This is a genomic window from Ancylobacter sp. SL191 (assembly GCF_026625645.1).
In the GTDB taxonomy this organism is placed as follows: Bacteria; Pseudomonadota; Alphaproteobacteria; order Rhizobiales; family Xanthobacteraceae; genus Ancylobacter.
Window position 1 is genome coordinate 2,653,614 of sequence record NZ_CP113056.1, and the last position, 25,191, is coordinate 2,678,804.

Below are 25,191 nucleotides of genomic sequence, written 5' to 3' on the forward strand. Positions count from 1 at the left end.
GAAACACTCAAAAACATACTGTTTGAAGCTGCTGATGATGAAAGTTATGAGACGAAAATACATAATTAAGGGGTTGGGGAACCATGAAGACCTTGAGAACGCTCCGTTCCGTTGCACCAAACGCCGCGCTGGCCGCTGGCATGGCCGCGACCATGACGGCGGTTCCGCTGTTCGGCGCCGCTGCGCAGCAGGCGGCGACCACGCCGGCCTCCAATGAGGAATTGCCGACCGTTACGGTCGAGGACGAGGGCTCTCCCGCCAACACGCTGGAGGCGTCCACTGGCCTCAGCCGCCTGCCCGGCACGATCCAGGACACGCCCCAGATCGTGAACGTCATCACCCAGGAGACGATGCAGCAGCAGGGCGTCACCACGCTCGAACAGGCGCTGCGCAACGTTCCGGGCGTCACCGCCGGCATCGGCGAGGGCGGCGGCGGCATGAATGGCGACCAGTTCCGCATCCGCGGCTTCCAGGCCAAGGGCGACATCTTCATCAACGGCCTGCGCGACTTTGGCGTCTATGTCCGCGACAGCTTCGCCTATGAGAGCGTCGAAGTGTTCAAGGGCTCGAGCTCGGAGGCTTTCGGCCTCGGCACCACCGGCGGCGCCATCAACTCGACGCTGAAGGCGGCGCATCTCGGCGACAAGTATGATGTCGAGGGTCAGTTCGGCACCGGCCCGCTCTATCGCGGCGTGTTCGACGTCAACAAGCAGATCGATTCCACCACCGCCGTGCGCATCGTCGGCATGGTGAACGAGCAGGACGTGGCCGATCGCGACAACGTCGAATCGAACCGCTACGGCTTCATGGGCGATGTCGGCTTCGGTCTCGGCACCGACCAGACCCTGCACATCAACTATCTCTACCAGCATGGCGATCGCACGCCGGACTATGGCGTCCCGGTCGTCACGCCGGGCTATGGCGACGTCGCCAAGTACGGCGCGCTCGGCCAGCCGGTGACAGAGTGGGGCGTTCCGCGCTCGACCTTCTACGGCAAGGTGACGGACATGGACGTCACCGACACCAACATGCTGACGGTGAACTTCAAGCGGGAGGTCAATGACTGGCTGACCTTCACCAACGACACCCGCGTCGGCTATTACACCCGCGACTTCTCGACCAGCGTGCCGGGCTGCGGCAGTTCTACCACCTCGGCGTCCGCCTACTATGCGAGCTGCACCGGCCAGTTCCTCGCCGGCGGCAATCCCGCGATCACCTTCGGCGGCGGCAATCCGGGCTTCTATCAGGAGACCTGGAGCGCCCAGAACGTCTCCACCCTGACGGCGAAGTTCGAGACCGGCGCCCTGCGCCACGAGGTCGTCGCCGGCCTCGACATGTATTCGGTGAACGACAGCCGCACGCTGATCTCGGTCCAGGGCTCGAAGGGCACCTCGACCATCTACGATCCGGTGTTCGACAACACCACGGGCTATTATCTGTACTCCAACCCGTGGGGCAATAACGGCCAACGTGATTCCAGCTCGACCGATTTCGGCGCCTTCGTCAGCGACCGCATCTGGTTCACCGAAGCCATCTCGTTCCTCGCCGGCGCGCGCTACGACAACTATTCGGCCGATTACCGCTACTGGTGCGTGAACACGGCCGGCACCTGCACCGGCAGCGCCGGCACTTGGGTCAATGCCGACAGCCAGACCGATTTCTGGAGCCCGAAGCTCGCTTTGATCTGGGAGCCGACGCCGTTCCAGACCTATTACGTGTCCTGGGCCAAGTCCTTCACCCCGCAGGGGGCCTTCCCGACCAACGACGTGACCGTGGTCAATCCGACCCAGAACGATCTGGAGCCGGAGGACAACGAGACCTATGAGGCCGGCTTCAAGGTCTCCTTCCTCGAAGGTCGCCTCGGCGTCACCGGCGCGCTGTTCCGCACCGACAAGAGCAACGCCTTCTATACCGACCCGGTGACGGGCGACTCGGTGGAGACCGGCGAGAACCAGCGCGTGCAGGGCGTCGAACTCGGCCTGACCGGCAACGTCACCAAGGCGTGGACCATCCAGGCCTCCTACGCCTATTACGAGAGCGAGATCCAGACCTCGACCACCGCGTCCTATATCGGCAACGACGTGCCCTTCGTCTCGCCGAACAACTTCACCCTGTGGACGACCTATAATCTCAGCGACCTGTGGAAGCAGATTCCGGGCGAGCTGCTGGTCGGCGCCGGCGTGACCTATGCCGATGAGTACTTCACCAATTCGGCCAACACCGCGATCATCCCCGACACCTTCTCGCTGGACGCGCTGATCTCCTACAAGAAGGACAATTACCGGGTGGCGCTCAACGCCTACAACCTGACGGACGAGCTCAACTACTCGGCCGGCTGGGGCAACCGCGCGGTGCCGGCCTCGGGCCGCACCTTCACCCTCACCGTTGGGGCGACCTTCTGACGGGCGACGCCCTTCGGAACTTCTGACCGTCGTCATCTGGGGGAAGGCCCGCTCTCGCGCGGCTTTCCCCCTCTTTTTCATTCAGGCCGCCATGCTGATCCAGATCCCCGACATCCTGACGCCCGCCGAAGTCGCCCATTGCCGCCGCGTGCTGGAAGGCTCGCAATGGGTGGATGGGCGCGTCACCGCCGGGGCGCAGGCGGCGCTCGCCAAAAAGAACCTGCAGATCCCCGTGGAGTCGCGCGAGGCGCAGGAACTCGGCGATCTCATCCTGCGCGCGCTCGGCCGCAACCCGATCTTCAATGCCGCCGCCCAGCCGCTGCGCGTGCTGCCGCCCATGTTCAACCGCTACGATGTCGGCATGAAGTTCGGAGCCCATGTCGATGGCGCGATCCGTACCATTCCCGGCACCGGCCAGCGGCTGCGCTCGGACGTGTCGACCACCATCTTCCTCACCGACCCCGAGGACTATGATGGCGGCGAACTGGTCATTGAGGACGCGTTCGGCACGCAGGAGGTGAAATTGCCGGCGGGCCATGCGGTGGTCTATCCCGCCTCCAGCCTGCACAGCGTCAACGAGATCACCCGCGGCAGCCGCTGGGGCTCGTTCTTCTGGACGCAATCCATGGTGAAGGATGCCGGCCAGCGCGCCATGCTCTACGATCTCGACATGGCGATCATGGATGCGCGGGCGAAGCTGCCGGACGATGATCCGGCGGTGCTGTCGCTGGCCAATGTCTATCACAACCTGTTGCGCCACTGGGCGGAGCTCTAGGCGCGCGCTGCGTCAGGGGCCCCCGCGCGATTGACAGGGCTCCGGGCCCGTGGGACGGCTCGACCGCTCACGAGGCGGAATCGATGGCCTTTTCTCCCCTGCTCACCGAAGCCATCGGCGGTCTTGCCGCCCTGCTCACCACCCTGTGCTGGCTGCCGCAGGCGCTGAAGATCCTGCGCACGCGGGAGACCCGCGACCTGTCGCTCATCGCCTACCTTGCCTTTGCCGCCGGGGTGGCGCTGTGGCTGGTCTACGGGCTGCTGATCGTCTCCTGGCCGGTGATCGCGGCCAATGCGGTGACGCTGGTGCTCCTCCTGGGCATCCTCTCGCTCAAGCTGCGCTACGGGTGATCCATGACGAATTTTCTGCCGCCGGCGATGCTGCCCATCGTGCTGCTGCTGGCCTCGAACATCTTCATGACCTTCGCCTGGTACGGCCATCTCAAGCACAAGGCCTCGCCGCTCATCATCGCCATCGTGGCGAGCTGGGGCATCGCCTTTTTCGAGTACTGCCTCGCCGTACCGGCCAACCGCTATGGCTCGGCGGTCTATTCCACCGCGGAGCTGAAGACCATGCAGGAGGTCATCACCCTCCTGGTCTTCGCCGCCTTCTCGGTGTTCTGGCTGAAGGAGCCGCTTGGCTGGAACCACGCGCTCGGCTTCGCTTTCATCGCGCTCGGCGCGTGGTTCATCTTCCAGAAGTGGTGAGCCGCGCCTAATCCTCGGTGCGGCCGCGCCCTGGACGGTCCTGCTCATAATGATGGGCGAGCGGGAAGGGCGGCAGGAAGCCCTCGCGCCTTATCATCCAGAGTTCATAGGTGAGCGTGAACCGATCCGGCGCGTCGAGCGTGCCGAGATGGACCTCGATCTCGTCGCCCGAGCGGCCGAAGACGGATGAGCCGCAGCGCGGGCAGAAGTGCCGGCCCTTATAATCACCCGTGGCGCCGCTGACCGTCACCGCCTCTTGCGGGAAGATCGCCGAGGCGTGGAACAGCGCGCCATGATGCTTGCGGCAGTCGAGGCAGTGGCAGAGCCCGACGCGGTAGGGTTTGCCCGTGGCCTCGATCCGCACATCGCCGCACAGGCAGCCGCCGGTGACCTTCTCCATAGGCGCGCCTCTGTTTAATCTCGCGCGCCGCGACGGCGCGCGACTCAATCTAGCGCATCAGTCGGCCGGGGCGAGGCGCAGCACGCGGCCATTGCCGGGATCGTCGGTCAGCAGCCACAGCGCCCCGTCCGGTCCCTGACGCACATCGCGAATGCGCTCGCCGAGATCGCCCAGCAGCACCTCTTCACCGGTCACCCGTTCGCCGGAGGCGTCGAGCGTCATCCGGACCAGCCGCGCTCCGCCGAGCCCGCCGGTGAACAGGCTGCCCTTCCAGCCCTCGATGAGATCGCCGGTATAGAAGGTGAGGCCCGAGGGGGCGAAGGAGGGATCCCAATATTTCACCGGTTGTTCCATGCCGGGTTTCTGGGTGCCCTCGCCGATGGTCGCGCCGCTATAGTCGCGGCCATAGGTGATGACCGGCCAACCATAATTCTTGCCGGCCTCCGGGTGGTTCAGCTCGTCGCCACCGCGCGCGCCGTGCTCGATGGTCCAGAGCCGGCCGGTCGCCGGATCGAGCGTCGCACCCTGCACGTTGCGGTGGCCATAGCTCCAGATTTCCGGCCGCGCGTTCGGCGTTGAGCGGAAGGGGTTGTTCTGGGGTACGCCGCCATCGGGGAGGATGCGCACCACCTTGCCGATATGGGTCGAGAGGTTCTGGGCCTCGTTGCGCAGCGAGCCGCGGTCGCCGAGCGTGACGAACAGCGTGCCGTCGCGGCCAAAGACGAGGCGCGAGCCGAAATGCTGCCCGCCGCTCGCCGCCGGCTGCTGGCGGAAGATGACCTCGACGCCATCGAGCCGGGCGGCGCCACCTTCCTCCACCAGCTTCGCGCGGGCGACGCTGGTGCCGCCAGCGCCCTCGCGTGGTTCGGCATAGGAGATGAAGATCAGCCGGCTGCTGTCAAAATCCGGGGCGAGCACGACATCGAGCAGGCCGCCCTGGCCGCGCGCGAAAACAGGGGGCACGCCGGCAATCGGCTCGGACACGGTACCGTTGCGGCTGACGATGCGCAGCCGGCCCGGCCGCTCGGTCACCAGCATCCGCCCATCCGGCAGGAAGGCAAGGCTCCAGGGGTTTTCCAGCCCGTCCGCCACGGTCTCCACCGTCAGGGGGCCGGCGGAGGAGGTGATGCGGACCGGGTCTTGCGTTGTCTGGGCGTGGGCACCCGTCACAAGCGCCAGAAAGGCACTGAGGGCGAGGGCGGAGAGATGGGGTCGGATCACGCAGGTCTTCCTCGTCTGTCACCGTCGCGGGAATGGTTAGGGCGCTGAGGCGCGGGCGCCAATCCGGGCGGCGGTGACAAGCGAGTGATAACGTTATGAAAGCGTCAGCCCTCGCGCTGACGCGGGTTCTCGATGCCGCGGGTGCTATCGAGCGTGTCGCGCAGCATGAAGGTGGTCAGGCCGCACAGGCCGATGAAGGCGGTCAGCAACACAGCGCCGACGGCGACGCGGCCATCCGCATCCGGCAGGGCGGAGAGTTCCAGCGCCGAGGCGCGCTGCAGGCCGAACAGGCAAAGCACGGCGACGATGGCGAAGGTGAGGGAGAGGACGACGCCCGCTTCCATCAGCGCGCGGCGCAGGCGCCGGCCCGCGGTGTGGCGGGCGGGTGCCGCGCCGGCCGTGCCAGCAAGGGCATCGACGTGAGCGGTGGCGGCAGGCGCATGGCGGTTCGAGATCTGCGACATGGCGAACTCCTTTCCGATCGGCGGCGTCGGGTGCGTCTTCGATGGGAGGTAACTTCGCGGCTGATCCCGGCCCGGCTTCGGCGCGACTTTGCTTCACCCGGTATCATTTCAGGGCAATTTGGGGGCAAATAGTTAAAGCGCGCTAACCATTTGCCGGCTTTCGGCGGGGCGCCACGCCATGTCCACATGGCCCGCCTCATCGGCCACCCGCGCCAGCCAGCGGCGCACCGCCGGGAAGGTCGAGAGATCGAAGTCACCTTCCTCGGCCACATGGGTGTGCGCGTAGAGCGCGATGTCGGCAATGCTGAGCGTGCCGTCGACGAAAAACGGGCGGCGGCCGAGATGGCGTTCCATCACCCGCAGCGCCGCGTAGCCCTCTTCCTGCCAGCGGTCGACATCGTGGGTGCGCAGGTCGCGCCCGCCGCGCACCAGCTTGAGCCAGAAGCGCGCGGCGGCGATGGCGGGCTCGTGGCTGTGCTGCTCGAAGAACATCCAGCGCAGCACCTCGGCGCGCGCCAGCGGGTCGACGGGCAGGAAGCGCGTGCCCTCCGCCAGATAGAAGAGAATGGCGTTGGATTCAGCGAGGAAGCGCCCGCCGGGAAGCTCCAGCAGCGGCACGCGGCCTTCCGGGTTTTTCATCAGGAAATCGGGCGTGCGGTTGGCGCCGGAGAGCACGTCGATATCCACCAACTCGAAGGGCAGGCCCAGCCGGGCAAGCAGCAGCCGGACCTTGTAGGAGTTGCCGGAACTCTGCATCGAGTGGAGCTTGAGCACGCGGGAATCTCGGTGGGCTTAAGAAGGACGTTGCGTCAGCGGCAGCTTATCGCATCTCGACGGCGATCGGAGGTGGGGAATCGCTTGCCCGCGCGCAAGGGCTCGACTAGTTGTCGCGCGCAAAACACCTCAAGGGAGTTCGGCCTATGAGCCTGATATCCGCCGCCCTGAAGCGCATCAACCCGTCGCAGACGATCGCCATCTCCAACAAGGCGCGGGAGCTGAAAGCGGCCGGTCGCGACGTGATCGCGCTGGCGGCCGGCGAGCCGGACTTCGAGACGCCCGACAACATCAAGGAAGCCGCGATCAAGGCGATCCATGATGGCCAGACCCGCTACACCGCGGTGGACGGCATCCCGGAGCTGAAGGCGGCCATCGTCGCCAAGTTCAAGCGCGAGAACGGCCTCACCTACAAGCCGAGCCAGGTCACGGTCGGCACCGGTGGCAAGCAGGTGCTGTTCAACGCGCTGGTCGCCACGCTCGATGTCGGTGACGAAGTCATCATCCCCGCGCCCTACTGGGTGTCCTACCCGGACATCGTGCAGTTCGCGGGCGGCACCCCCGTGCCGGTCGAGACGAAGCTCGAGGATAACTTCAAGCTGAAGCCCGAGGCGCTGGAAGCGGCGATCACGCCGAAGACCAAGTGGCTCATCTTCAACTCCCCGTCCAACCCGACGGGCTCGGCCTATAACCGCGCCGAGATGAAGGCGCTCACCGATGTGCTGGTGAAGCACCCGCATGTGTGGGTGCTCACCGACGACATGTATGAGCACCTCGTCTATGACGACTTCGAGTTCGTCACCCCGGCGCAGGTCGAGCCGTCGCTGTACGACCGCACGCTGACCATGAACGGCGTCTCCAAGGCCTATTGCATGACCGGCTGGCGTATCGGCTATGCGGCGGGCCCCGAGGCGCTCATCAAGGCCATCGGCACGCTGCAGTCGCAGTCCACCTCGAACCCGAGCTCCATCGCCCAGTGGGCGGCGGTCGAGGCGCTGAACGGTCCGCAGGACTTCATCGCCGCGAACAACAAGGTGTTCAAGGAGCGCCGCGACCTCGTCGTCTCCATGCTCAACCAGGCGAGCGGCCTCACCTGCCCGAAGCCGGAAGGCGCCTTCTATGTCTATCCGTCCTGCGCGGGCGTGATCGGCAAGACCGCGCCCTCGGGCAAGGTCATCGAGAACGACGAGATCTTCGCCAGCGAACTTCTGGACGCGGAAGGCGTTGCTGTGGTCCACGGCTCGGCCTTCGGCCTTGGCCCGGCGTTCCGTATCTCCTACGCGACCGCCACTAAGGATCTCGAAGAGGCGTGCCTGCGCATCCAGCGTTTCTGCGGCTCGCTGCGCTGACCTGAAACGGTGCCGGCCGGGCGTGCGCCCCGGCCGGGCCTCCGCACTCGCGGGTGCCGACCGAAAGGCCGGTCAAGCGCACAAGGGGAGATTGACAATGATCCGTACCGTTCTCTCGCGTGGCCTTCTTGCCGCCGCTCTCGCTGCCGGCGTCAGCGGGCTCTTCGCCGCCCCCGCCGCTGCCCAGAGCGGGCGCGTGCAGGTCGGCGTGCTCGAATGCCGTGGTTCCAAGTCGGTGAGCTTCATCATCGGCTCCAAGCGCACACTGGACTGCACGTTCAACGCGCCGAAGGGCCGCAAATACGCCTATGAGGGCACGATCCGCCGCTGGGGTCTCGATATCGGTGTGACCGGCCGCAACGCGCTGGTGTGGTCCGTGCTCGCCCCGACCCGCGCCGTGCGCTCCACCGATCTCGCGGGCACCTATGCCGGCGTGTCCGGCAGCGTGGCGCTCGGCCTCGGCGTCGCCGGCAATGTGCTGATCGGTGGTTCGAACAAGACCATCGCCCTGCAGCCCGTCAGCGTCGAAGGCCAGACCGGCGTGAATCTCGCGCTCGGCGTGGGCGACCTGACGCTTCGCGCGCAGTGACCCGAACCGCCATCTGAGACGACGAAGCCCGGCCTCGCGCCGGGCTTTTTCGTTTCCGCATCCGCGTGCGCGAAACCACGTCGCGCACGCGCTAGTGATGGACGAGGATGAAATATCGGCGCCGCGGCTGGCGTATTCTCCGCAGCGATACCAAGGAGACCGCCATGTTCATCCGCCGCCGCCGCCCCTGGGAATTGCCGGAGAGCGCCGCCACACCCGAATCCGTCTACCTCTCCCGCCGCCATCTCCTCGGCGGCGGTGCCGGCCTGCTGGCGCTTGCCGGCCTCGGTGCCAGCGTCGGTGGCCTGCCGGCAGAGGCGCAGGCGGTGGGCGATCCCGCGACCGATCCGACCAAGGATCTCTACCCCGCCAAGCGCAACCCGGCCTTCACGCTCGACCGGCCGGTCACGCCTGAGGAGATCTCCGGCAATTACAATAATTTCTACGAGTTCGGCTCCGAGCGGCGCAATTACCAGATCGCCGACCTCGCCGCCCGCATGCCGCGCCGGCCGTGGACGGTGAAGATCGACGGGCTGGTCGAACAGCCGCGCGAGGTGGGGATCGACGACATCATCCGCGCCATGCCTCTGGAAGAGCGGCTGTACCGTCACCGCTGCGTCGAGGCCTGGTCGATGGCGGTGCCGTGGACCGGCTTCCCGGTGCGGGAACTCGTCGCCTGGGCGCGCCCGCTGTCGGGGGCGAAGTACATCCGCATGGAGACCTTCGTGAACCCGAAGGTGGCCCCGGCACAGAACGGCTTCGTCTATCCCTGGCCCTATGTCGACGGGCTGACCATGGCCGAGGCGACGAACGATCTCGCCTTCTTCGTCACAGGCGTCTACGGCAAGCCGGCGCCGAACCAGTATGGCGCGCCGCTGCGCCTCGCCGTGCCGTGGAAATACGGTTTCAAGTCGGTGAAGTCGATCGTGCGCATCTCCTTCGTCGCGGAGCGGCCGGTCGGCCTTTGGGAGCAGGTGCAGGGCTCGGAATATGGCTTCTGGGCGAATGTGAACCCCGAGGTTCCACACCGGCGCTGGAGCCAGGCGAGCGAGCGCGACATTGGCACCGGCGAGCGCCGCCCGACGCTGCTCTACAACGGTTATGCCGAGCAGGTCGCGGGTCTCTACAAGGACATGAAGGGCGAGAAGCTGTTCATGTGAGCCGCGCTCTGGCGCGGACAAGAAAAAAGCCGGGCTCACGAAGAGCCCGGCTGAGTCTCGCCGCCTGAGCGGCGAACCTTCCAGAGGGGAACAGCCGAAGCATCGATGCATTCGGTGTCTGCTCTCCATATGGTCAATTCCCGGGCACTCTGCAATAAAGTATGCCCGCATGGCAGGCATGTTGATTTGCATGGGGGCTGTCACATGGCCGTTACTGCCCGCCAAATGTGCGTCGCGGGGGCGTCATTCCCCGTAGCAAGCCACTTTCCTCAGCGTTAGGCTGATCGCGAGAGGTGCAGCGTGACGCGGGAGAGTGTCTTGGCTTTGCTCGCAGGCGTTTCGTGGCTGGGGTTAGTGTCACCTGTGCTCCCGCGCGCCGAGTCCTGTGCCAGGGCTCTCCTCCGCCTATCTCTGCTTGCGTTCGTTATCTCGGGTGTTCCCGGTCCGGGGCTCGCCGCGCATGGTGAAACGTCGGCGGACCCGCCCGTGCTCGCGGTGGTCGATATCGGGCTGGTGGATTTTGCCGGGCCGGGGAGCAGCCAGGCCCAGGACGAGGCCCGCTCCAACGCGGTGACGTCCGCCATTCTTTCCGAAGTGGCCGAAGGGGGGCTGATCGCGACCATCTCCATAGGCTGCAAGGCCGGCTGTAGCTTCGATACGGCGGGCGTCGAGAAGCTGCGCCGGCGCGCTCATGCGGCCGGCGCCACCCATGTGCTGGTGGGCAATGTCCGCCGCATCGGCTCGGCGGTGGCGCTCATGCGTGTGTCGGTGCTGGACACGGCCACCGGCCACATGCTGCTCGACAGGATGGTGAGCTTCCGCGCGGACAGCGAGGCCGGCTGGTCACACGCCGCCTCGTTCCTCTCCCGCGAAGTGGCGGAGGCGTTGGTCGCCGCCTCCCCCTAAAGGGTGTGCAGACGGCGCCGGTCAGAAGTTCCAGCGCTGCGCCTTGGCGACGAGGAAGTCGCGGAACACCTGGATGCGCGCGACCGAGCGCATTTCCTGCGGGTAGACGAAATAGGCCTCCAGCGTCGGCGTCGTGCGCTCGGGGAAGAGCTGCACCAGCGTTGCGGAATCCTCGAGGAGATAATCCGGCACGATGCCGATGCCGACGCCGCGCTCGACGGCGCGCTTGAGGCCGAGCACGTTGTTGACCGAGAGCGAGGGCATGCGCCCTTCCTGCCCGTCTTCCAGCCCCGCGCGCTCCAGCCAGTTCAGATCCTGGAAATAGGAGGGGATGGGGCCGCCGAGCAGGATGATGCGGTGCTTGTCCAGTTCATCCAGCGTGCGCGGATGGCCGTTGCGCTTGAGATACTCCGCCGAGGCGAAGGCGTGGAAATGCACGGTGAACAGCTTGCGCTGGATGAGGTCGGGCTGCACCGGCTGGCGCAGGCGGATGGCGACGTCGGCCTCGCGCATGGCCAGGTCGAGTTCGTCGTCGGTGAGGATCAGCGTGATGCGGATGTCGGGATAGAGTTCGAGGAACTCTCCGATGCGCGCGGTCAGCCAGTGGGTGCCGAGGCCCATTGTGGTGGTGACGCGCAGCTCGCCATTCGGCTTCTCGCGGCTGTCGGTGAGCTTGGCCCGCGCGGCCTCCAGCTTCATGAAGACTTCGTGCGCGGTGCGGTAGAGCAGGTCTCCCTGCTCGGTCAGGATCAGCCCGCGCGCATGGCGGTGAAACAGCGGGATGTTGAGATCCTGCTCCAGCGCCGAGACCTGCCGGCTCACCGCGGATTGCGACAGGCCCAGCGCCTCGCCCGCATGGGTGAAGGAGCCGGCCTCCGCCGCGACATGGAACACTTTGAGCTTGTCCCAGTCCATGTCGCGCGCGCGGTTTGCCTTGTTATCCATCGGTCAGGGCTTCCTCATTCCGCAGCTTGCGCCAGCGGCTCCCGGGCGGCGAGAAAACGCTCCGCCTCCAGCGCGGCCATGCAGCCCATGCCAGCGGCGGTCACAGCCTGACGGAAGACATCGTCGGCGACGTCACCGGCCGCGAACACGCCTTCCACCGAGGTCTGGGTGGAGGAGGGGACGGTCCAGATATAGCCTGACGGCTTGAGCTTGAGCTGGCCTTGCACCAGATCGGTCGCCGGGGCGTGGCCGATGGCGATGAACACGCCGTCGGCCGAGCGCTCGGTGAGGGCGCCGGTGTTCACGTCCTTCAGCACCACGCCGGTGACCTTGGTCGGCTCGTCCTGACCCTTCACCTCATGCAGCGCGGCGTTCCAGACCACCTCGATCTTGGGGTGGGCGAAGAGCCGCTCCTGCAGGATGCGCTCGGCGCGGAAACTGTCGCGGCGGTGGACCACGGTAACCTTGGCGGCGAAGTTGGTGAGGAACAGCGCCTCCTCGACCGCGGTGTTGCCGCCGCCGACCACGAAGACCTCCTTGCCACGGTAGAAGAAGCCGTCGCAGGTGGCGCAGGCGGAGACGCCATGGCCGCGATAGGCCTGCTCGGAGGGCAGGTCGAGCCAACGCGCCTGCGCGCCGGTGGCGAGGATTACCGTCTCGGCGATCCACACATCGCCGGAATCGGTTTCCAGCCGGAACGGGCGGCTGGAGAAATCCGCCTTGGTCACGATGTCGGTAACGATGCGCGTGCCCATCTTCTCGGCCTGCGCCTGCATCTGCTCCATGAGCCACGGGCCCTGGATCGGATCGGCGAAGCCGGGATAGTTCTCGACATCGGTGGTGATGGTGAGCTGCCCGCCAGGCTGAATGCCCTGGATCAGCACCGGCTCCAGCATCGCGCGCGCGGCATAGACGGCGGCGGTGTAGCCGGCGGGGCCGGAACCGATGATCAGCACCTTGACGTGGTTGGTGGCGGAGGTGGGCGCCGACATGGGAGGCTCGCTCGAGGTTCCGGCGCGGGGACGAACCGCCGCAGCCGCGGTAAAACAAGGCCAGAGAGGCTGTCGGGAACCCTGCCGCTGGGGCAGGTTGCCAGCCATGCGAAAATGTAGGGACTGACGCCCTTATCCGCAAGAAGGGCATGGGTGTGCGCCGCGGTATCCTTTAGTTTTCCAGAGGGAACATTGCGCGGGGCGGGCGCGCAAGATAATTGCCAAGGTGACTGTCAACGCCCACTGCTCTGCCGGCCGCCTCGTGGCGGCCCCAACCGGAGATTTCGCGTGGTTCGACGCATCGACGCGATCGACTGGAACATCCTGCGCGAGCTGCAGGATGACGGCCGCATCACCAATGTGGAGCTGTCCCAGCGTGTCGGCATATCCGCCCCGCCCTCGCTGCGCCGCGTGCGCGCGCTGGAGGAGGAGGGCATCATCAAGGGCTATCGCGCCCTGCTCGACGAGAAGAAGCTCGGCTTCGACCTGATGGCCTTCGCCATGGTGCATCTTGTCAGCCAGGCCGAGGCGGACCTCACCGCCTTCGCCGACCAGGTGGAGCGCTGGCCGCTGGTGCGCGCCTGCTGGATGCTCTCAGGCGAAACCGATTTCATCCTGCTCTGCGTGGCGCCGGACCTGCGGACCTTCCAGAACTTCGTGCTGGAACTCACCGGTGCGCCCAATGTGCGCAATGTGAAGACCGCGCTGACGCTCAAGCAGACCAAGGACGCCGCCGTGGTGCCGATGGAGAACACGCTCCCATGAGGCGCGGCATGAGCGACGGGCGGAGCCGGGGCGCGCCCGCGTGACGCGCGTGCTCATCCTGCGCGACGCGAAGCCCGGCCATTTCCATCAGGCCGAGGGCGTGGCGCTGGCGCTTACCCGCCTCTCCCCGGTGGAGGCCGACCGGCTGGAGGTGCGCCCGGCGCGCTGGGCGACCAGCGATGCCCGCAAGTTCATCCTGCGTCGCCTCGCGCATGATGCGCGCTTCTGGCTGAAAGCAATGTTCGGCATCGACCTCGATGCTCTGGCAAGGCCCGAGGTGATCGTCGGCTCCGGCTGGCCGACCATCGCCGCCGGCTTGCTGCTGTCGCGTCATTTCGACGTGCCCTTCATCTTCGCCGGCCCTATTGGTGGCTACCGCACCGGGCCGAAGGTGCTCAGCCTCGTCGCCTCGCCCCGGCAGGCCGGTGACCCCGGTGCGGTGCTGGCGCCCATCCCCTGCACCGTCGATCCCGATGCCTACCCCGCCCCACGCCGGCTGACCCGGCCGGATGATCTTGCCGGGGCGACGCTTTCCCTGCTCATCGGCGGCTCGGCCTATCGGCGGGAGTTTCCGCAGAACGAATGGGACGCGCTGCTCGCCTTCGTGCCCGAGGTCGCGGCGCGCTTCGGCGTGCGCTGGCAGGTTTCCACGTCCCGCCGTACCCCCGACGCGGCGGCCGATCGCTTCAAGGCGCTGGGTGAGGCCGGCGTGCTCGCGCAGCTCATCGACTACCGCGACGCCGGTGCCGGCTCGGTGCGCGATCTGTTCGGCGCGGATGCACTCGTCGTCACCGAGGATTCCATGTCCATGCTGGCCGAAGGGCTGGCTGCCCGCCGGCCGGTGGTCGCGCTGAAATCGGCGCGCGTTCACAAGGCCTATGCAGACGAGGTGATCGCCGGCATGGCCGGGCCGCGCCTTGAGGGGGCGAGCCTTGCCATCTTGCCCATGGCGAGCGTGACGCCGGAACGTTTCGCGCAGACCCTGACCCGCCTTGTCCCGCCGGCCGAGGATGCGCGCGACGCCATCGCCCGCGCCGTCGCCCCGTTCCTCGAAGGACACGGCGTCATTTCCCGGAGTATGCCATGACCCTCGCCTTCATCTGCCTCAAATGGGGCGAGGCCTACCCGGCCGAGGATGTGAACGTGCTCTATCAGGGCGTGCGCGACCATGTGAGCGAGCCGTTCCGCTTCATCTGCCTGACCGACCGGCCGGACGGGCTGCGCCCCGAGGTGGAGGTCGCCGACCTTCCCGCCACCGGCGCGCTGAACCTGCGCTGGGGCGGCTGCTGGCCGAAGCTCGGCATGTTCACGCCGGGGCTGCTTGAAGGGGTGGACCTTGCCGTCTTCCTCGATCTCGACGTGGTGATCCTGCGCTCCTTCGATCCCATCCTCGCCCATATCCGCTCCATTCCGGGCCTGCATGTGCTGCGCGAGTGGAACCCCAATGTGTGGGAACTGCTGCCGCTCTCGCTGCGGCCGGATCGCGGGGCGCAGAGCTCCATGGTCGCCTGGCGGCCGGGCGAGCAGGACCATCTCTATATCGAAGCGATGGCCAATCCCGAGGCGGCCTATGCCATCGCCAAGAACGACCAGCGCTATATCGGCATCCAGGCGCGCAACTGCCATTATCTGCCGCAGGGCTTCGCGGTCTCGTTCCGCCGGCACCTCGTGCCGCATTACCCGCTGAACCTGCTGTTCCGCCGCATCCGTCCGCCGCGCAAGGCGGCGCTGGTGGTGTTCCATGGAGTGCCCAAGCCCATCGACGTGGCGCGGGACGATTCCAAGGCGTGGGGCACCAAGATGCGGCCGGGCTTCGGGTCGGTGGACTGGGTGCGGGACTATTGGAAGCGGGGTCTTGACGGCACGCGCGCGGCCTTTGCGGCGCGCGACAAGGCGCGCTAACCCGCCCAGATCTCTTCATAGACGGCGTTGATCTTCTGCGCCTCGCGCTCGATCGAATATTCCGCCAGCACATGGGCCCGCGCGGCGCGGCCGACCGCTTCGCACGCTGCCTCGTCCATGCCCATCAGCCGGGCGATGGCGGCGGTGAGCGCGCCCTGATCGTCCACCGGCACGAGATGGCCGGTCTCGCCATCCTTCACCAGATCGGGCGCGGCGCCGGAGCGCGCGGCCACCACCGGCGTGCCGCTCGCCATCGCTTCGATCGGCACGAGGCCGAAGCCCTCCCAGCGCGCGGGGATGACGGCGACGGAGAGACAGCGGAACCAGTCCGGCATCTTCGCGATCGGCTGCTCGCCGAGAATGATGATGCGTTCCGTGAGCCCGGCCGCGGCGATGCGCGCCTTGAGGCCGTTCAGGAAGGGCTGTTCGGAAGGGGTGGAGAGGCCGATCACCACGGCGGTCCAGTCGGGATGGTCCGGCAACAGTTCGGCCATGGCCTCGACGAAGAGATCCTGCCCCTTCTGGTAGCGCACCCGACCGAACACGCCGATGCCATAGCGGCCGGGCAGGCCGGTCGCCGCCCAGGCGGCCGCGCGGTCTGGTGCGGGGTGGTAGCGCTCGGTATCGACGCCGTGCATCACCACGGTCGAGGGCACGTCGAGATAGGACGCGGCCTGCGGCGAGGTGGCGATCACCTTGTCCATGGCGCCGATGAGGAAGCGCAGGAAAGGCCCGTGCCGCTTCTGCGCCGCCGAGGTGAAGACGAGCTTCCATGGCTGACGAAGCACATCGCGCAGCAACAGGCCGAACAGCATTTCGGTGTCGCGCCGGGCGTGCCAGATGCGCCAGCGCCGCCCGGTGGGGCGGCGCCAGCTGCCAAGGCGGAAAACGCCCCAGCCGATCTGCGGCACGCTGGCGGGCAGGGGCCCGAGCGCGCGGATGCCGATGTGCTTGGCCTGCGCCGGTACGACGCCGATGACGGTCGCCACCACGCCCGAAAAGCGCTTCTTGAAGCTCGGCGCGACGGCAACGATGCCGTCGGGCCAGGGTTCGGGAGTGAGGGGGCTGTTGTCCATGGGAGCCGCGCCGGGCGGGCGCGCGATCAGGCGAAGCGGACCTTGGCGATCTCGTAGGAGCGGGCGCCCTTGGGCGTGACCACTTCCACCGAGGTGCCGAGCTTCTTGCCGATCAGGGCCCGCGCCATGGGCGAGGAGATCGAGATGCGCCCGGCCTTGGCATCGGCTTCCATGTCGCCGACGATCTGCCACACGCGCTCTTCCTCGGTGTCCTCGTCGATCAGCGTCACCGTGGCGCCGAACTTCACGACATCGCCGGTGAGCTTGGCGACGTCGATGATCTCGGCGCGCGACAGCTTGTCCTCAAGCTCGGCGATCCGGCCCTCGTTCAGCGCCTGCTGTTCCTTGGCCGCATGATACTCGGCGTTCTCCGAAAGGTCGCCATGGGCGCGCGCTTCGGAGATCGCTTCGATGATGCGGGGACGCTCGACCTGCTGGCGATGCTTGAGTTCAACTTCCAGCGCGGCGTGGCCGCCAGCGGTCATCGGGAACTTTTCCATCGGTCTTTTTCTGACCTCCCAAAAGCAAATGGAGCCCCCGCGGGGGCTTGCCGACCGGGGGGTCGGAAAGCCGTCCGCGACAGGCTCGATTGTTTGTCGTTCACGTCCGTTCGAAAACGCCGGGAGGCGTGATCACGAACGCACGGAGCTGAAATAGTCCTGCAGGGCCCGCACTTCCAGATCGCCGCCAATATAAGCCTTGATCCCGCGCGCCGCCGCGATAGCTCCCGATAGCGTGGTGTAATACGGCACTTTGTGCAAGAGGGCGGCCCGGCGCAGCGAACGGGAATCCGCCAGCGCCTGCGCACCTTCCGTGGTGTTGAACACGAGCTGCACGCCGCCGTTCTTGATCAGATCGACGATATGCGGCCGGCCTTCCAGCACCTTGTTGATCGTTTGGCTGTCGATGCCGTTCGCCACGAGGAAGCGCTGCGTGCCCGACGTCGCGATGATCTTGAAGCCGAGCGCGACGAGCAGCCGCGCCGTGTCGAGAATGCGCGGCTTGTCATCTTCGCGCAGCGAGATGAACACCGTGCCGGAGGTCGGCACCTTGGTGCCGCCGCCGAGCTGGCTCTTGGCGAAGGCGACGGCAAAGGACTTGTCGAGGCCCATCACCTCGCCGGTCGAGCGCATCTCCGGGCCGAGCACCGTGTCGACGCCGGGGAAGCGGGCGAAGGGGAATACGGCTTCCTTCACCGCGACATGCTCGCCGGTGAACGGCGTGAGGCCGAAGGAGGCGAGCGACTCGCCGGCCATGACGCGGGCGGCGATCTTGGCGATGGGCTGGCCGATCACCTTGGCGACGAAAGGCACCGTGCGCGAGGCGCGCGGGTTCACTTCCAGCACATAGATCGCGCCGTCCTTGATGGCGTATTGCACGTTCATCAGGCCGCCGACCTGAAGCGCCAGCGCCATCTTGCGGGTCTGCGCTTCCAGCTCGGCGATCATCTCCGGGCTGAGCGAATAGGGCGGCAGCGAGCAGGCCGAATCACCCGAATGGATGCCGGCTTCCTCGATGTGCTCCATGATCCCGCAGATGAAGGTGTCCTTGCCATCGGCGAGGCAGTCCACGTCCACCTCGATGGCGTCCGACAAATAGCGGTCGAACAGCAGCGGGTTCTTGCCGAGCAGGGTGTTGATCTGGCCGGTCTTGTCGTTCGGGTAGCGCGCCTTGATGTCGTTCGGCACGAGGCCCGGCAGCGTCTCCAGCAGGTAGTCGCCGAGTTGGCTTTCCTCGCGGATGATCTGCATTGCCCGGCCGCCCAGCACATAGGAGGGGCGCACCACCAGCGGGTAGCCGAGATCGGCGGTGACGAGGCGCGCCTGCTCCACCGAATAGGCGATACCGTTGGCCGGTTGGCGCAGCTTCAGCTTGTCCAGCAGCGTCTTGAACCGGTCGCGGTCCTCGGCGAGGTCGATGGCCTCCGGTGAGGTGCCGAGGATCGGGATGTCGGCCTCTTCCAGCGCGCGGGCGAGCTTGAGCGGGGTCTGGCCGCCGAATTGCACGATGACGCCATGCAGCGTGCCGTTGGCGCGCTCGCGGTCGAGCACCTCGATCACGTCCTCGGCGGTCAGCGGCTCGAAATAGAGCCGATCCGAGGTGTCGTAATCGGTCGAGACGGTCTCCGGGTTGCAGTTGACCATGATGGTCTCATACCCGGCATCCTTCAGCGCGAAGGCGGCATGGCAGCAGCAATAATCGAACTCGATGCCCTGGCCGATGCGGTTCGGCCCGCCGCCGAGAATGGCGACCTTCTTGGCATTGGTCGGCCGGGATTCGTCCGCCAGCACGCCGGCGAAGGGCGTCTCGTAGGAGGAGTACATATAGGCGGTGGGCGAGGCGAACTCGGCCGCGCAGGTGTCGATGCGTTTATAGACCGGGCGCACATCGAGCGCGCGGCGGCGCCGCGAGACCTCGGCCTCGGAGAGGCGGGCAAGGCCGGCCAAGCGGGAATCGGAAAACCCCATCGCCTTGAGGCGGCGGAACGCGCCCGCCGTCTTCGGCAGGCCGTGCGCGCGCACCTTGGCTTCCATGTCGACGATCTCGCGGATCTGGTCGAGGAACCACGGGTCGATCTTGCAGCCGGCGTGGATCGCCTCATTGTCGAGGCCGAGGCGCATGGCCTGCGCGACATTCAGCAGCCGGTCGGGCGTCGGGGTGCCGATGGCGGCGCGGATGGCGTTCTTGTCGTCGCCCTGGCCGAGTCCCTCGATCTCGATCTCGTCGAGGCCGGTCAGGCCGGTCTCCAGCGAGCGCAGCGCCTTCTGGAGTGATTCCTGGAAGGTGCGGCCGATGGCCATCGCCTCGCCGACCGACTTCATCGAGGTGGTCAGCGTGGGCTCAGCGCCGGGGAACTTCTCGAAGGCGAAGCGCGGGATCTTGGTGACGACATAGTCGATGGTCGGCTCGAACGAGGCCGGGGTGGCGCCGCCGGTGATGTCGTTGGCGATCTCGTCCAGCGTGTAGCCGACCGCGAGGCGCGCGGCGACCTTGGCGATGGGGAAGCCCGTCGCCTTCGACGCCAGCGCCGAGGAGCGCGAGACGCGCGGATTCATCTCGATCACGATCATGCGCCCGCTCGCCGGGTCGATCGCGAACTGCACGTTGGAGCCACCGGTCTCCACGCCGATCTCGCGCAGCACCGCCAGCGAGGCGTCGCGCATGATCTGGTATTCCTTGTCGGTCAGCGTCAGCGCCGGCGCGACGGTGATGGAGTCGCCGGTGTGGACGCCCATCGGGTCGATGTTCTCGATGGAGCAGATGATGATGCAGTTGTCCGCCTTGTCGCGGACGACCTCCATCTCATACTCCTTCCAGCCCAGCACGCTCTCTTCCACCAGCACCTCATTGGTGGGGGAGGCGTCGATGCCGCGCTCGATGATCTCGATGTACTCGGACTTGTTGTAGGCGATGCCGCCGCCGAGCCCGCCCATGGTGAAGCTGGGGCGGATGATGACCGGCAGGCCGATCTCTTCCAGCGCTTCCAGCGCCTGCGGCAGGGTCTTGATCTGGCGCGAGCGCGGCGTGTCGAGACCGATCTTGGTCATCGCGTCGCGGAACAGCTCGCGGTCCTCGGCCTTGTCGATGGCCTCGGCGGTGGCGCCGATCATCTCGACGTCAAACTCGTCGAGCACGCCCATCTTGCGCAGCGAGAGCGCGCAGTTGAGCGCGGTCTGGCCGCCCATGGTCGGCAGCAGCGCGAAGCCGCCGGGGATCGCGTGGCGTTCCTTGGCGATGATCTTGGCGACGATTTCCGGGGTGATCGGCTCGATATAGGTGGCGTCCGCCAGATCCGGATCGGTCATGATCGTCGCCGGATTGGAGTTCACCAGGACGACCCGGTAACCCTCGGCCTTCAGCGTCTTGCACGCCTGCGTGCCGGAGTAATCGAACTCGCAGGCCTGCCCGATAACGATAGGGCCGGCGCCAATGATGAGGATGGTGGAAATATCTGTGCGTTTCGGCATCGGATCCCGTGCGGCTCGCGCAATTGGTCCGGGCGCACGAAAAAGGACGCGTTGGGCGACGCGTCCTTTGGTGGACCCGGATTGAACTTTCTGGGCGAGGTCGGACCCCGCAATTGGGGGCTTCCCTTAAACCAGATTCCCCCCCGGGGGAAGGGCACGCGGCGTCCCGTCCGTGCATAGCTTGGGCGCGGCAGACGGGGAGCGCCGGCGGCTCAGCCGTTCCACAGCCGGGTAAGGGCGCCCGCCGGGCCGGTTACTGGGTCACTTGCGGGGCGCAGGACGGCGGCGATGCGGGCCTGCGCCGCCGCGAGGCCGGCCGCGTCCGGCCGCTCGATCTCGTAATCCTGACCGGGCGGGTAGGCGCCGATAATGAGGAAATCCGCGCTTGCCGCGAGCCGCTTGTGCCCGGTGCCGGCCGGCAGCACCAGCGCGTCGCCCGCCGCGATCTCCACCACCGCGCCGCCCGAACCACCGAGCTGCACGGTGGCGTGGCCGCGCGCCACCATCAGCGCCTCATGCGCCGTCGAGTGGAAGTGGTGATAGTCGAACACGCCGTTGCGCCAGCGGCATTCCCAGCCATTGGCGCCGACCTGCTCCTCGATGGCTGACGGGTCCGCCGGCAGCGCGGCGTGGTAGATCAGCACGGGGAAGGCTGGGTGGTTCGGCACGCCGCCCGAGGGCGGAAAAAGCCGGGCCTCCGGCTCGATGATCGGCATCTCGATTTCCCTCCCCGCGCCTCAACACTGGAGCAATCCGCGCTCCTGCCATGCCGTTCCCCTCAGGGGACCGTCCGCGGATCAACCGCCCGTCAGCTCCCGCGCCTGCCGCAGGTCCGCCACCAGAGCGGCGAAGCCGTCGGCCTGCGCGGCCGGGTCGGGCAGGCGCAGGAGATAGGATGGATGGGTGGTGACGAAGCCCGGATGACGGCCGAGCACGCGCGGGCCGCGCTCCCGCGTCACCGCCAGCGCCTCCCCGGTGAGCGCCAGCGCCGCCGTGCCGCCGAGCGCGACCACGAGGCGCGGGCGCACGAAATCGAGCTCCGCCTCCAGCCACCAGCGATAATGCTTCACCTCGCCGGCCGTGGGCTTCTGGTGCAGGCGCCTTTTGCCGCGCGGCACGAATTTGAAGTGCTTCACCGCATTGGTGAGGTAGAGTCGCTCGCGCTGCAAGCCCGCTTCGCCCAGCGCGCGCATCAGAAGCTGCCCGGCCGGGCCGACGAAGGGGCGGCCTTCGATGTCTTCCTGGTCGCCCGGCTGCTCGCCCACCAGCGCCAGCGCTGCGCCTTCCGGCCCCTCGCCGAGCACGGCGCGCGTGCCGCCGGGCACGAAGGCGGGCGTCGCGCGAATGAGGTCGTTGAGCGCGGCAAGGCTCAATGGGGCCTGCTGCGCCATGGCGGCGACGGCCTTCACCGGATCGCGCTTGCGCGGCGCCTGCGCCTCCCGCTCGATCATGGCGGCGACGCGGGCGGGGGCGCTCTCCAGAAGCTGCGGGATCAGCCGCGCCTCCGGCAGGTTGGCCCAGTATTTCTTCGGCATCTCCGTGCGCATCATCGCCGGGTTGGCGCGGGCCGGGTTGAAGGCGCTGGCGTAGTAGGCGAGCCAACCTTCCTCGAAACCGTCCGCTTCTGGCAGAGGCGGACGCGTGGCGGGGGGACCGAAGGTGAGCGCCTGCCCATCCCACCCAACCGTCCCCTTCGGCGTCAGAATCGCCCAGTCCATGGCGGGAAAGCGCGTGCGGAAGAAGGGGGCGGCCGCCTCAACGATGAAATGCTCGGGCTCGAACCAGGCGACGAAACGCTCGCGCCCGTTCTCCGCGCCCAGCGCCCGGAAGCGCACGAAGGCGTGCATCTTGTGAATGTCGCGCCGCACCGCCTTCGCCATCAGCGCGAGCCGATGCACCAGCGGATCGGCCGGGTTGTCGATCAGCCGCCGCTCGCCATGCAGCACCCGCCAGATCAGCGTGTAGAGCCGGGCGAAGCGGTCGGGGTCGTGATGGCAGAGCACCAGCGGGATCAACTCGCCGAGGGCGCGCGGCAGCGCGAGGGCAGGGGCCTCGCCCGCCTCGGCCGGGCCGGCGGGGAGGGCGCCGAACAGATCGCTACAGGCGCTCTCGGCCTCGGGCTCGCCCGGCTCGCGCATCCGCCAGACGACATGTTCCGGCGCCACACCCGCCGCAATCAGCCGACGCACGGCGCGGCGGAAGCCGTCGCGGTCGGCGCCATAGGCCAGGCTCACGGCCTCCATGGCACGGGTGGGCGCGTTCACGCGAACAGCTCGAGCTGACGGGCCGGCGGGGCGAGGCGTTCGCGCAGATCGGACCGGTCGGTGAGTTTCAGCGGGTGATGGTCGGCGGTGATGAGGAAGGCGCGCGCCCGCTTCACGCCCGTGCTCAGCCGGCCGATATCATCCAGCGTCAGCCGCGTCTGGCGCCGGGCGCGCAGGATGCGGTCGACCGCCCGCGCGCCGAGGCCTGGCACGCGCAGCAGGAGTTCGCGATCGGCGGCGTTGACATCCACCGGGAAGCGTTCGCGGTGCTTCAGCGCCCAGGCGAGCTTGGGATCGATGTCGAGGTCGAGCATCCCCGCGCTGCCGCCGGCGGCGATTTCGTCGACGCTGAAGCCGTAATAGCGCAGCAGCCAGTCCGCCTGGTACAGCCGGTTCTCGCGCCGGAGCGGGGCGGCTTTCACCGGCAGCACGCGGCTCGCCTCGGGGATCGGGCTGAAGGCGGAGTAATAGACGCGCCGCAGGCCATAGCCGCCATAAAGCCCGGCGCTGGTGCGCAGCACCGTCTCGTCCGTGGTGTCGTCCGCGCCGACGATCATCTGCGTGCTCTGTCCGGCCGGGGCGAAGCGGCGGCGTTCCTCCTTGGCCTCGACAATCCGCTCCTGCATCTGACCCATCGTCGCCTTGATGCCCGGCGCGTCCTTCTCCGGCGCCAGCGATTTCAGACTGATGTCGGAGGCGAGCTCGATGTTCACCGACAGTCGGTCGGCCCACAGGCCGGCCTGCTCGACCAGCCAGGGGCTCGCCTCGGGAATGGCCTTGAGGTGGATGTAACCGGCGAAGCCGTGGTCGCGGCGCAGCGTGCGCGCGACCAGCATCATCTGCTCCATCGTGTAGTCGGGCGAGCGGATGATGCCGGAGGAGAGGAACAGCCCCTCGATATAGTTGCGCTTGTAGAAGCCGAGCGTGATGCGCACCACCTCGTCGACCGAGAGCCGCGCCCGCTCCACATTGGAGGAGCGCCGGTTGATGCAATAGGCGCAGTCGAACAGGCAGTAATTGGTCAGCAGGATTTTCAGCAGCGCCACGCAGCGCCCGTCCGGCGTGTAGGAATGGCAGATGCCGGCGCCCGTGGTGGAGCCGATGCCGTCCCTCGCAGCCTTGCGCCCCCGTGCCCCGGAGGAGGCGCAGGAGGCGTCATATTTCGCGGCGTCGGCAAGGATGCCTAGCTTGGCCTTGAGAGTATCATCCACGCGGAAATTCCTTCCGCGTTCATGTTATGTTCTCTTGATGGGCGGTCAACCCCCGCGGGGTGTGGTGCCCGGCCGCGGGGCCGGGCACGCAAATTCAGTCGGTCAGGCCACCTTCTTGGTCTTGGCGATCAGATCGACGAAGCGGTCGAACAGATAGTGGCTGTCCTGCGGGCCGGGGCTCGCCTCGGGGTGATACTGCACGGAGAAGACCGGCTTGTCGGTCAGCTCGATGCCGGCATTGGAGCCATCGAACAGCGAGACATGGGTCTCGCGCGCGGTCGCCGGCAGGCTGTCGCGGTCGACCGCGAAGCCGTGATTCATCGAGGTGATCTCGACCTTGCCGGTGGTCATGTCCTTCACCGGGTGGTTCGCGCCGTGATGGCCCTGATGCATCTTCATCGTGCGCCCACCCACCGCCAGGCCGAGCATCTGGTGGCCGAGGCAGATGCCGAAGGTCGGGATGCCCCGGTCGATGATGTCGCGAATCACCGGCACGGCATATTCGCCGGTTGCCGCCGGGTCGCCTGGGCCGTTGGAGAGGAACACGCCGTCCGGGTTCAGCGCCAGCACCTCCTCGGAGGTGGCGGTCGCCGGCAGCACGGTCACCTTGCAGCCGGCGCGGGCGAGCAGGCGCAGGATGTTGCGCTTGATGCCGTAGTCGATGGCGACGACGTGATGCACCGGCGCGGTCTGCTGGCCGTAGCCCTGCGGCCACTGCCACGGGGTCTCGTCCCAGGTGAAGCGCTGGGCGCTGGTGACCATCGGCACGAGGTCCATGCCGACAAGGCCCGGCCACGCGGCCGCTTCCTTCTTCAGCGCCTCGACATCGAACTTCCCGTCGGCGGCATGGGCGATCATCGCATTGGGCATGCCCTTGTCGCGGATCAGCGCGGTGAGCGCGCGCGTGTCGATGCCGGAGATGGCGATGATGCCGCGCGCCTTCAGCCACTGGTCGAAATGGCGGGTGGCGCGGTAATTCGAGGGATCGGTGATGGCCGAATGCAGCACCACGCCGCGTACGCCTGAGGCGCCGGCCATCGAGATCGTCTCGATGTCGTCCTCATTGGTGCCGACATTGCCGATATGGGGGAAGGTGAAGGTGATGATCTGCCCGGCATAGGACGGATCGGTCAGCACTTCCTGATAACCCGTCATCGCCGTGTTGAAGCACACCTCGCCGACTGCCTGGCCGGTGGCACCCAGCCCGAAGCCTTCAAGGACGGTGCCGTCGGCCAGCACGAGGAGGGCGGTCGGGAGGGGCTCGGCCCACACGTCGCCGCCGGAGAGCTGTTCAGCGCTACCGCTCATTGATCTTGTTCCC

At 67.2% G+C, this 25,191-nt stretch carries 24 protein-coding genes; 11 read left to right on the plus strand and 13 right to left on the minus strand.

The window, feature by feature from the left end; translation table 11 throughout:
• Positions 1-140: 140 nt before the first annotated feature.
• The 4 genes from OU996_RS12105 to OU996_RS12120 all read left to right on the plus strand — a co-directional run bounded on the left by OU996_RS12105 (position 141) and on the right by OU996_RS12120 (position 3,884).
• Positions 141-2,402, plus strand: a complete 2,262-nt coding sequence (locus OU996_RS12105; protein ID WP_267581861.1) for a TonB-dependent receptor — start codon at positions 141-143, stop codon at positions 2,400-2,402.
• Positions 2,403-2,493: 91 nt separating this feature from the next.
• Entirely contained in the window at positions 2,494-3,177 is a 684-nt protein-coding gene (locus OU996_RS12110) for a Fe2+-dependent dioxygenase (RefSeq protein WP_267581862.1), read from the plus strand.
• A gap of 83 nt (positions 3,178-3,260) precedes the next feature.
• The gene (locus tag OU996_RS12115; protein WP_267581863.1) at positions 3,261-3,527 is read left to right on the plus strand and encodes a SemiSWEET family sugar transporter; all 267 of its coding nucleotides are present in this window, start codon (positions 3,261-3,263) and stop codon (positions 3,525-3,527) included.
• Between the two features lie 3 nt (positions 3,528-3,530).
• Positions 3,531-3,884, plus strand: coding sequence for a DMT family protein (locus OU996_RS12120; RefSeq protein WP_267581864.1), 354 nt, complete (start codon positions 3,531-3,533; stop codon positions 3,882-3,884).
• Positions 3,885-3,891: 7 nt separating this feature from the next.
• Here the strand turns inward: OU996_RS12120 and OU996_RS12125 are convergent, their stop codons facing one another.
• From OU996_RS12125 to OU996_RS12140, 4 genes are all read right to left on the minus strand, one after another.
• Positions 3,892-4,284: a GFA family protein gene (locus OU996_RS12125; RefSeq protein ID WP_267581865.1), complete on the minus strand. Its 393-nt coding sequence runs from the start codon at positions 4,282-4,284 to the stop codon at positions 3,892-3,894.
• Between the two features lie 57 nt (positions 4,285-4,341).
• Positions 4,342-5,502, minus strand: a complete 1,161-nt coding sequence (locus tag OU996_RS12130) for a PQQ-dependent sugar dehydrogenase (protein WP_420712762.1) — start codon at positions 5,500-5,502, stop codon at positions 4,342-4,344.
• Between the two features lie 107 nt (positions 5,503-5,609).
• Positions 5,610-5,969, minus strand: a complete 360-nt coding sequence (locus tag OU996_RS12135; RefSeq protein ID WP_267581866.1) for a hypothetical protein — start codon at positions 5,967-5,969, stop codon at positions 5,610-5,612.
• 132 nt (positions 5,970-6,101) lie between these two features.
• Positions 6,102-6,743 (minus strand): glutathione S-transferase family protein, encoded by a 642-nt coding sequence (locus OU996_RS12140; protein ID WP_267581867.1) that lies wholly within the window; start codon positions 6,741-6,743, stop codon positions 6,102-6,104.
• A gap of 146 nt (positions 6,744-6,889) precedes the next feature.
• On the opposite strand from OU996_RS12140, the gene OU996_RS12145 reads away from it, so the two are divergent.
• From OU996_RS12145 to OU996_RS12160, 4 genes are all read left to right on the plus strand, one after another.
• Positions 6,890-8,092 carry a pyridoxal phosphate-dependent aminotransferase gene (locus OU996_RS12145; RefSeq protein ID WP_267581868.1) on the plus strand — a complete coding sequence of 401 codons (1,203 nt, stop codon included), beginning with the start codon at positions 6,890-6,892 and terminating at the stop codon, positions 8,090-8,092.
• 97 nt (positions 8,093-8,189) lie between these two features.
• Positions 8,190-8,681 (plus strand): DUF992 domain-containing protein, encoded by a 492-nt coding sequence (locus OU996_RS12150; protein WP_267581869.1) that lies wholly within the window; start codon positions 8,190-8,192, stop codon positions 8,679-8,681.
• Between the two features lie 164 nt (positions 8,682-8,845).
• Positions 8,846-9,841, plus strand: a complete 996-nt coding sequence (gene msrP / locus OU996_RS12155; RefSeq protein ID WP_267581870.1) for a protein-methionine-sulfoxide reductase catalytic subunit MsrP — start codon at positions 8,846-8,848, stop codon at positions 9,839-9,841.
• 486 nt (positions 9,842-10,327) lie between these two features.
• Positions 10,328-10,747: a DUF2380 domain-containing protein gene (locus OU996_RS12160; protein ID WP_267581872.1), complete on the plus strand. Its 420-nt coding sequence runs from the start codon at positions 10,328-10,330 to the stop codon at positions 10,745-10,747.
• A gap of 21 nt (positions 10,748-10,768) precedes the next feature.
• On the opposite strand, the gene OU996_RS12165 is transcribed toward OU996_RS12160, so the two are convergent.
• Both OU996_RS12165 and trxB read right to left on the minus strand, forming a co-directional pair.
• On the minus strand, positions 10,769-11,662 hold the full coding sequence (locus OU996_RS12165) for a LysR family transcriptional regulator (RefSeq protein ID WP_267585699.1): 894 nt from the start codon (positions 11,660-11,662) through the stop codon (positions 10,769-10,771).
• A 44-nt stretch (positions 11,663-11,706) separates the two neighbouring features.
• Positions 11,707-12,684: a thioredoxin-disulfide reductase gene (trxB, locus tag OU996_RS12170; RefSeq protein WP_267581873.1), complete on the minus strand. Its 978-nt coding sequence runs from the start codon at positions 12,682-12,684 to the stop codon at positions 11,707-11,709.
• A 288-nt stretch (positions 12,685-12,972) separates the two neighbouring features.
• Here trxB and OU996_RS12175 point away from each other — a divergent pair, with 288 nt between their 5' ends.
• The 3 genes from OU996_RS12175 to OU996_RS12185 are packed head-to-tail and all read left to right on the plus strand — an operon-like array spanning position 12,973 to position 15,351.
• Entirely contained in the window at positions 12,973-13,449 is a 477-nt protein-coding gene (locus OU996_RS12175) for an Lrp/AsnC family transcriptional regulator (protein WP_267581874.1), read from the plus strand.
• Between the two features lie 40 nt (positions 13,450-13,489).
• Positions 13,490-14,536: an ELM1/GtrOC1 family putative glycosyltransferase gene (locus tag OU996_RS12180; protein WP_267581875.1), complete on the plus strand. Its 1,047-nt coding sequence runs from the start codon at positions 13,490-13,492 to the stop codon at positions 14,534-14,536.
• Positions 14,533-15,351, plus strand: coding sequence for a hypothetical protein (locus OU996_RS12185; protein ID WP_267581876.1), 819 nt, complete (start codon positions 14,533-14,535; stop codon positions 15,349-15,351). Before OU996_RS12180 ends, OU996_RS12185 begins: the two co-directional genes overlap by 4 nt.
• Here the strand turns inward: OU996_RS12185 and OU996_RS12190 are convergent.
• The 7 genes from OU996_RS12190 to carA all read right to left on the minus strand — a co-directional run bounded on the left by OU996_RS12190 (position 15,348) and on the right by carA (position 25,178).
• The gene (locus OU996_RS12190; RefSeq protein ID WP_267581878.1) at positions 15,348-16,427 is read right to left on the minus strand and encodes a glycosyltransferase family 4 protein; all 1,080 of its coding nucleotides are present in this window, start codon (positions 16,425-16,427) and stop codon (positions 15,348-15,350) included. The two genes, OU996_RS12185 and OU996_RS12190, sit on opposite strands and share 4 nt — an antisense overlap.
• A 26-nt stretch (positions 16,428-16,453) precedes the next feature.
• Positions 16,454-16,927, minus strand: coding sequence for a transcription elongation factor GreA (greA, locus tag OU996_RS12195; RefSeq protein WP_267581879.1), 474 nt, complete (start codon positions 16,925-16,927; stop codon positions 16,454-16,456).
• A 132-nt stretch (positions 16,928-17,059) separates the two neighbouring features.
• Positions 17,060-20,395 carry a carbamoyl-phosphate synthase large subunit gene (gene carB, locus OU996_RS12200; protein ID WP_267581881.1) on the minus strand — a complete coding sequence of 1,112 codons (3,336 nt, stop codon included), beginning with the start codon at positions 20,393-20,395 and terminating at the stop codon, positions 17,060-17,062.
• A 212-nt stretch (positions 20,396-20,607) separates the two neighbouring features.
• Positions 20,608-21,111, minus strand: coding sequence for a cupin domain-containing protein (locus OU996_RS12205; protein ID WP_267581882.1), 504 nt, complete (start codon positions 21,109-21,111; stop codon positions 20,608-20,610).
• An 81-nt stretch (positions 21,112-21,192) separates the two neighbouring features.
• A complete protein-coding gene (locus OU996_RS12210; protein WP_267585700.1) occupies positions 21,193-22,638 on the minus strand; it encodes a UdgX family uracil-DNA binding protein in 1,446 nt (481 codons plus the stop codon).
• Positions 22,639-22,655: 17 nt separating this feature from the next.
• A complete protein-coding gene (locus tag OU996_RS12215; protein WP_267581883.1) occupies positions 22,656-23,870 on the minus strand; it encodes a putative DNA modification/repair radical SAM protein in 1,215 nt (404 codons plus the stop codon).
• A gap of 102 nt (positions 23,871-23,972) precedes the next feature.
• A complete protein-coding gene (carA, locus tag OU996_RS12220) occupies positions 23,973-25,178 on the minus strand; it encodes a glutamine-hydrolyzing carbamoyl-phosphate synthase small subunit (RefSeq protein WP_267581885.1) in 1,206 nt (401 codons plus the stop codon).
• Positions 25,179-25,191 lie beyond the last annotated feature (13 nt).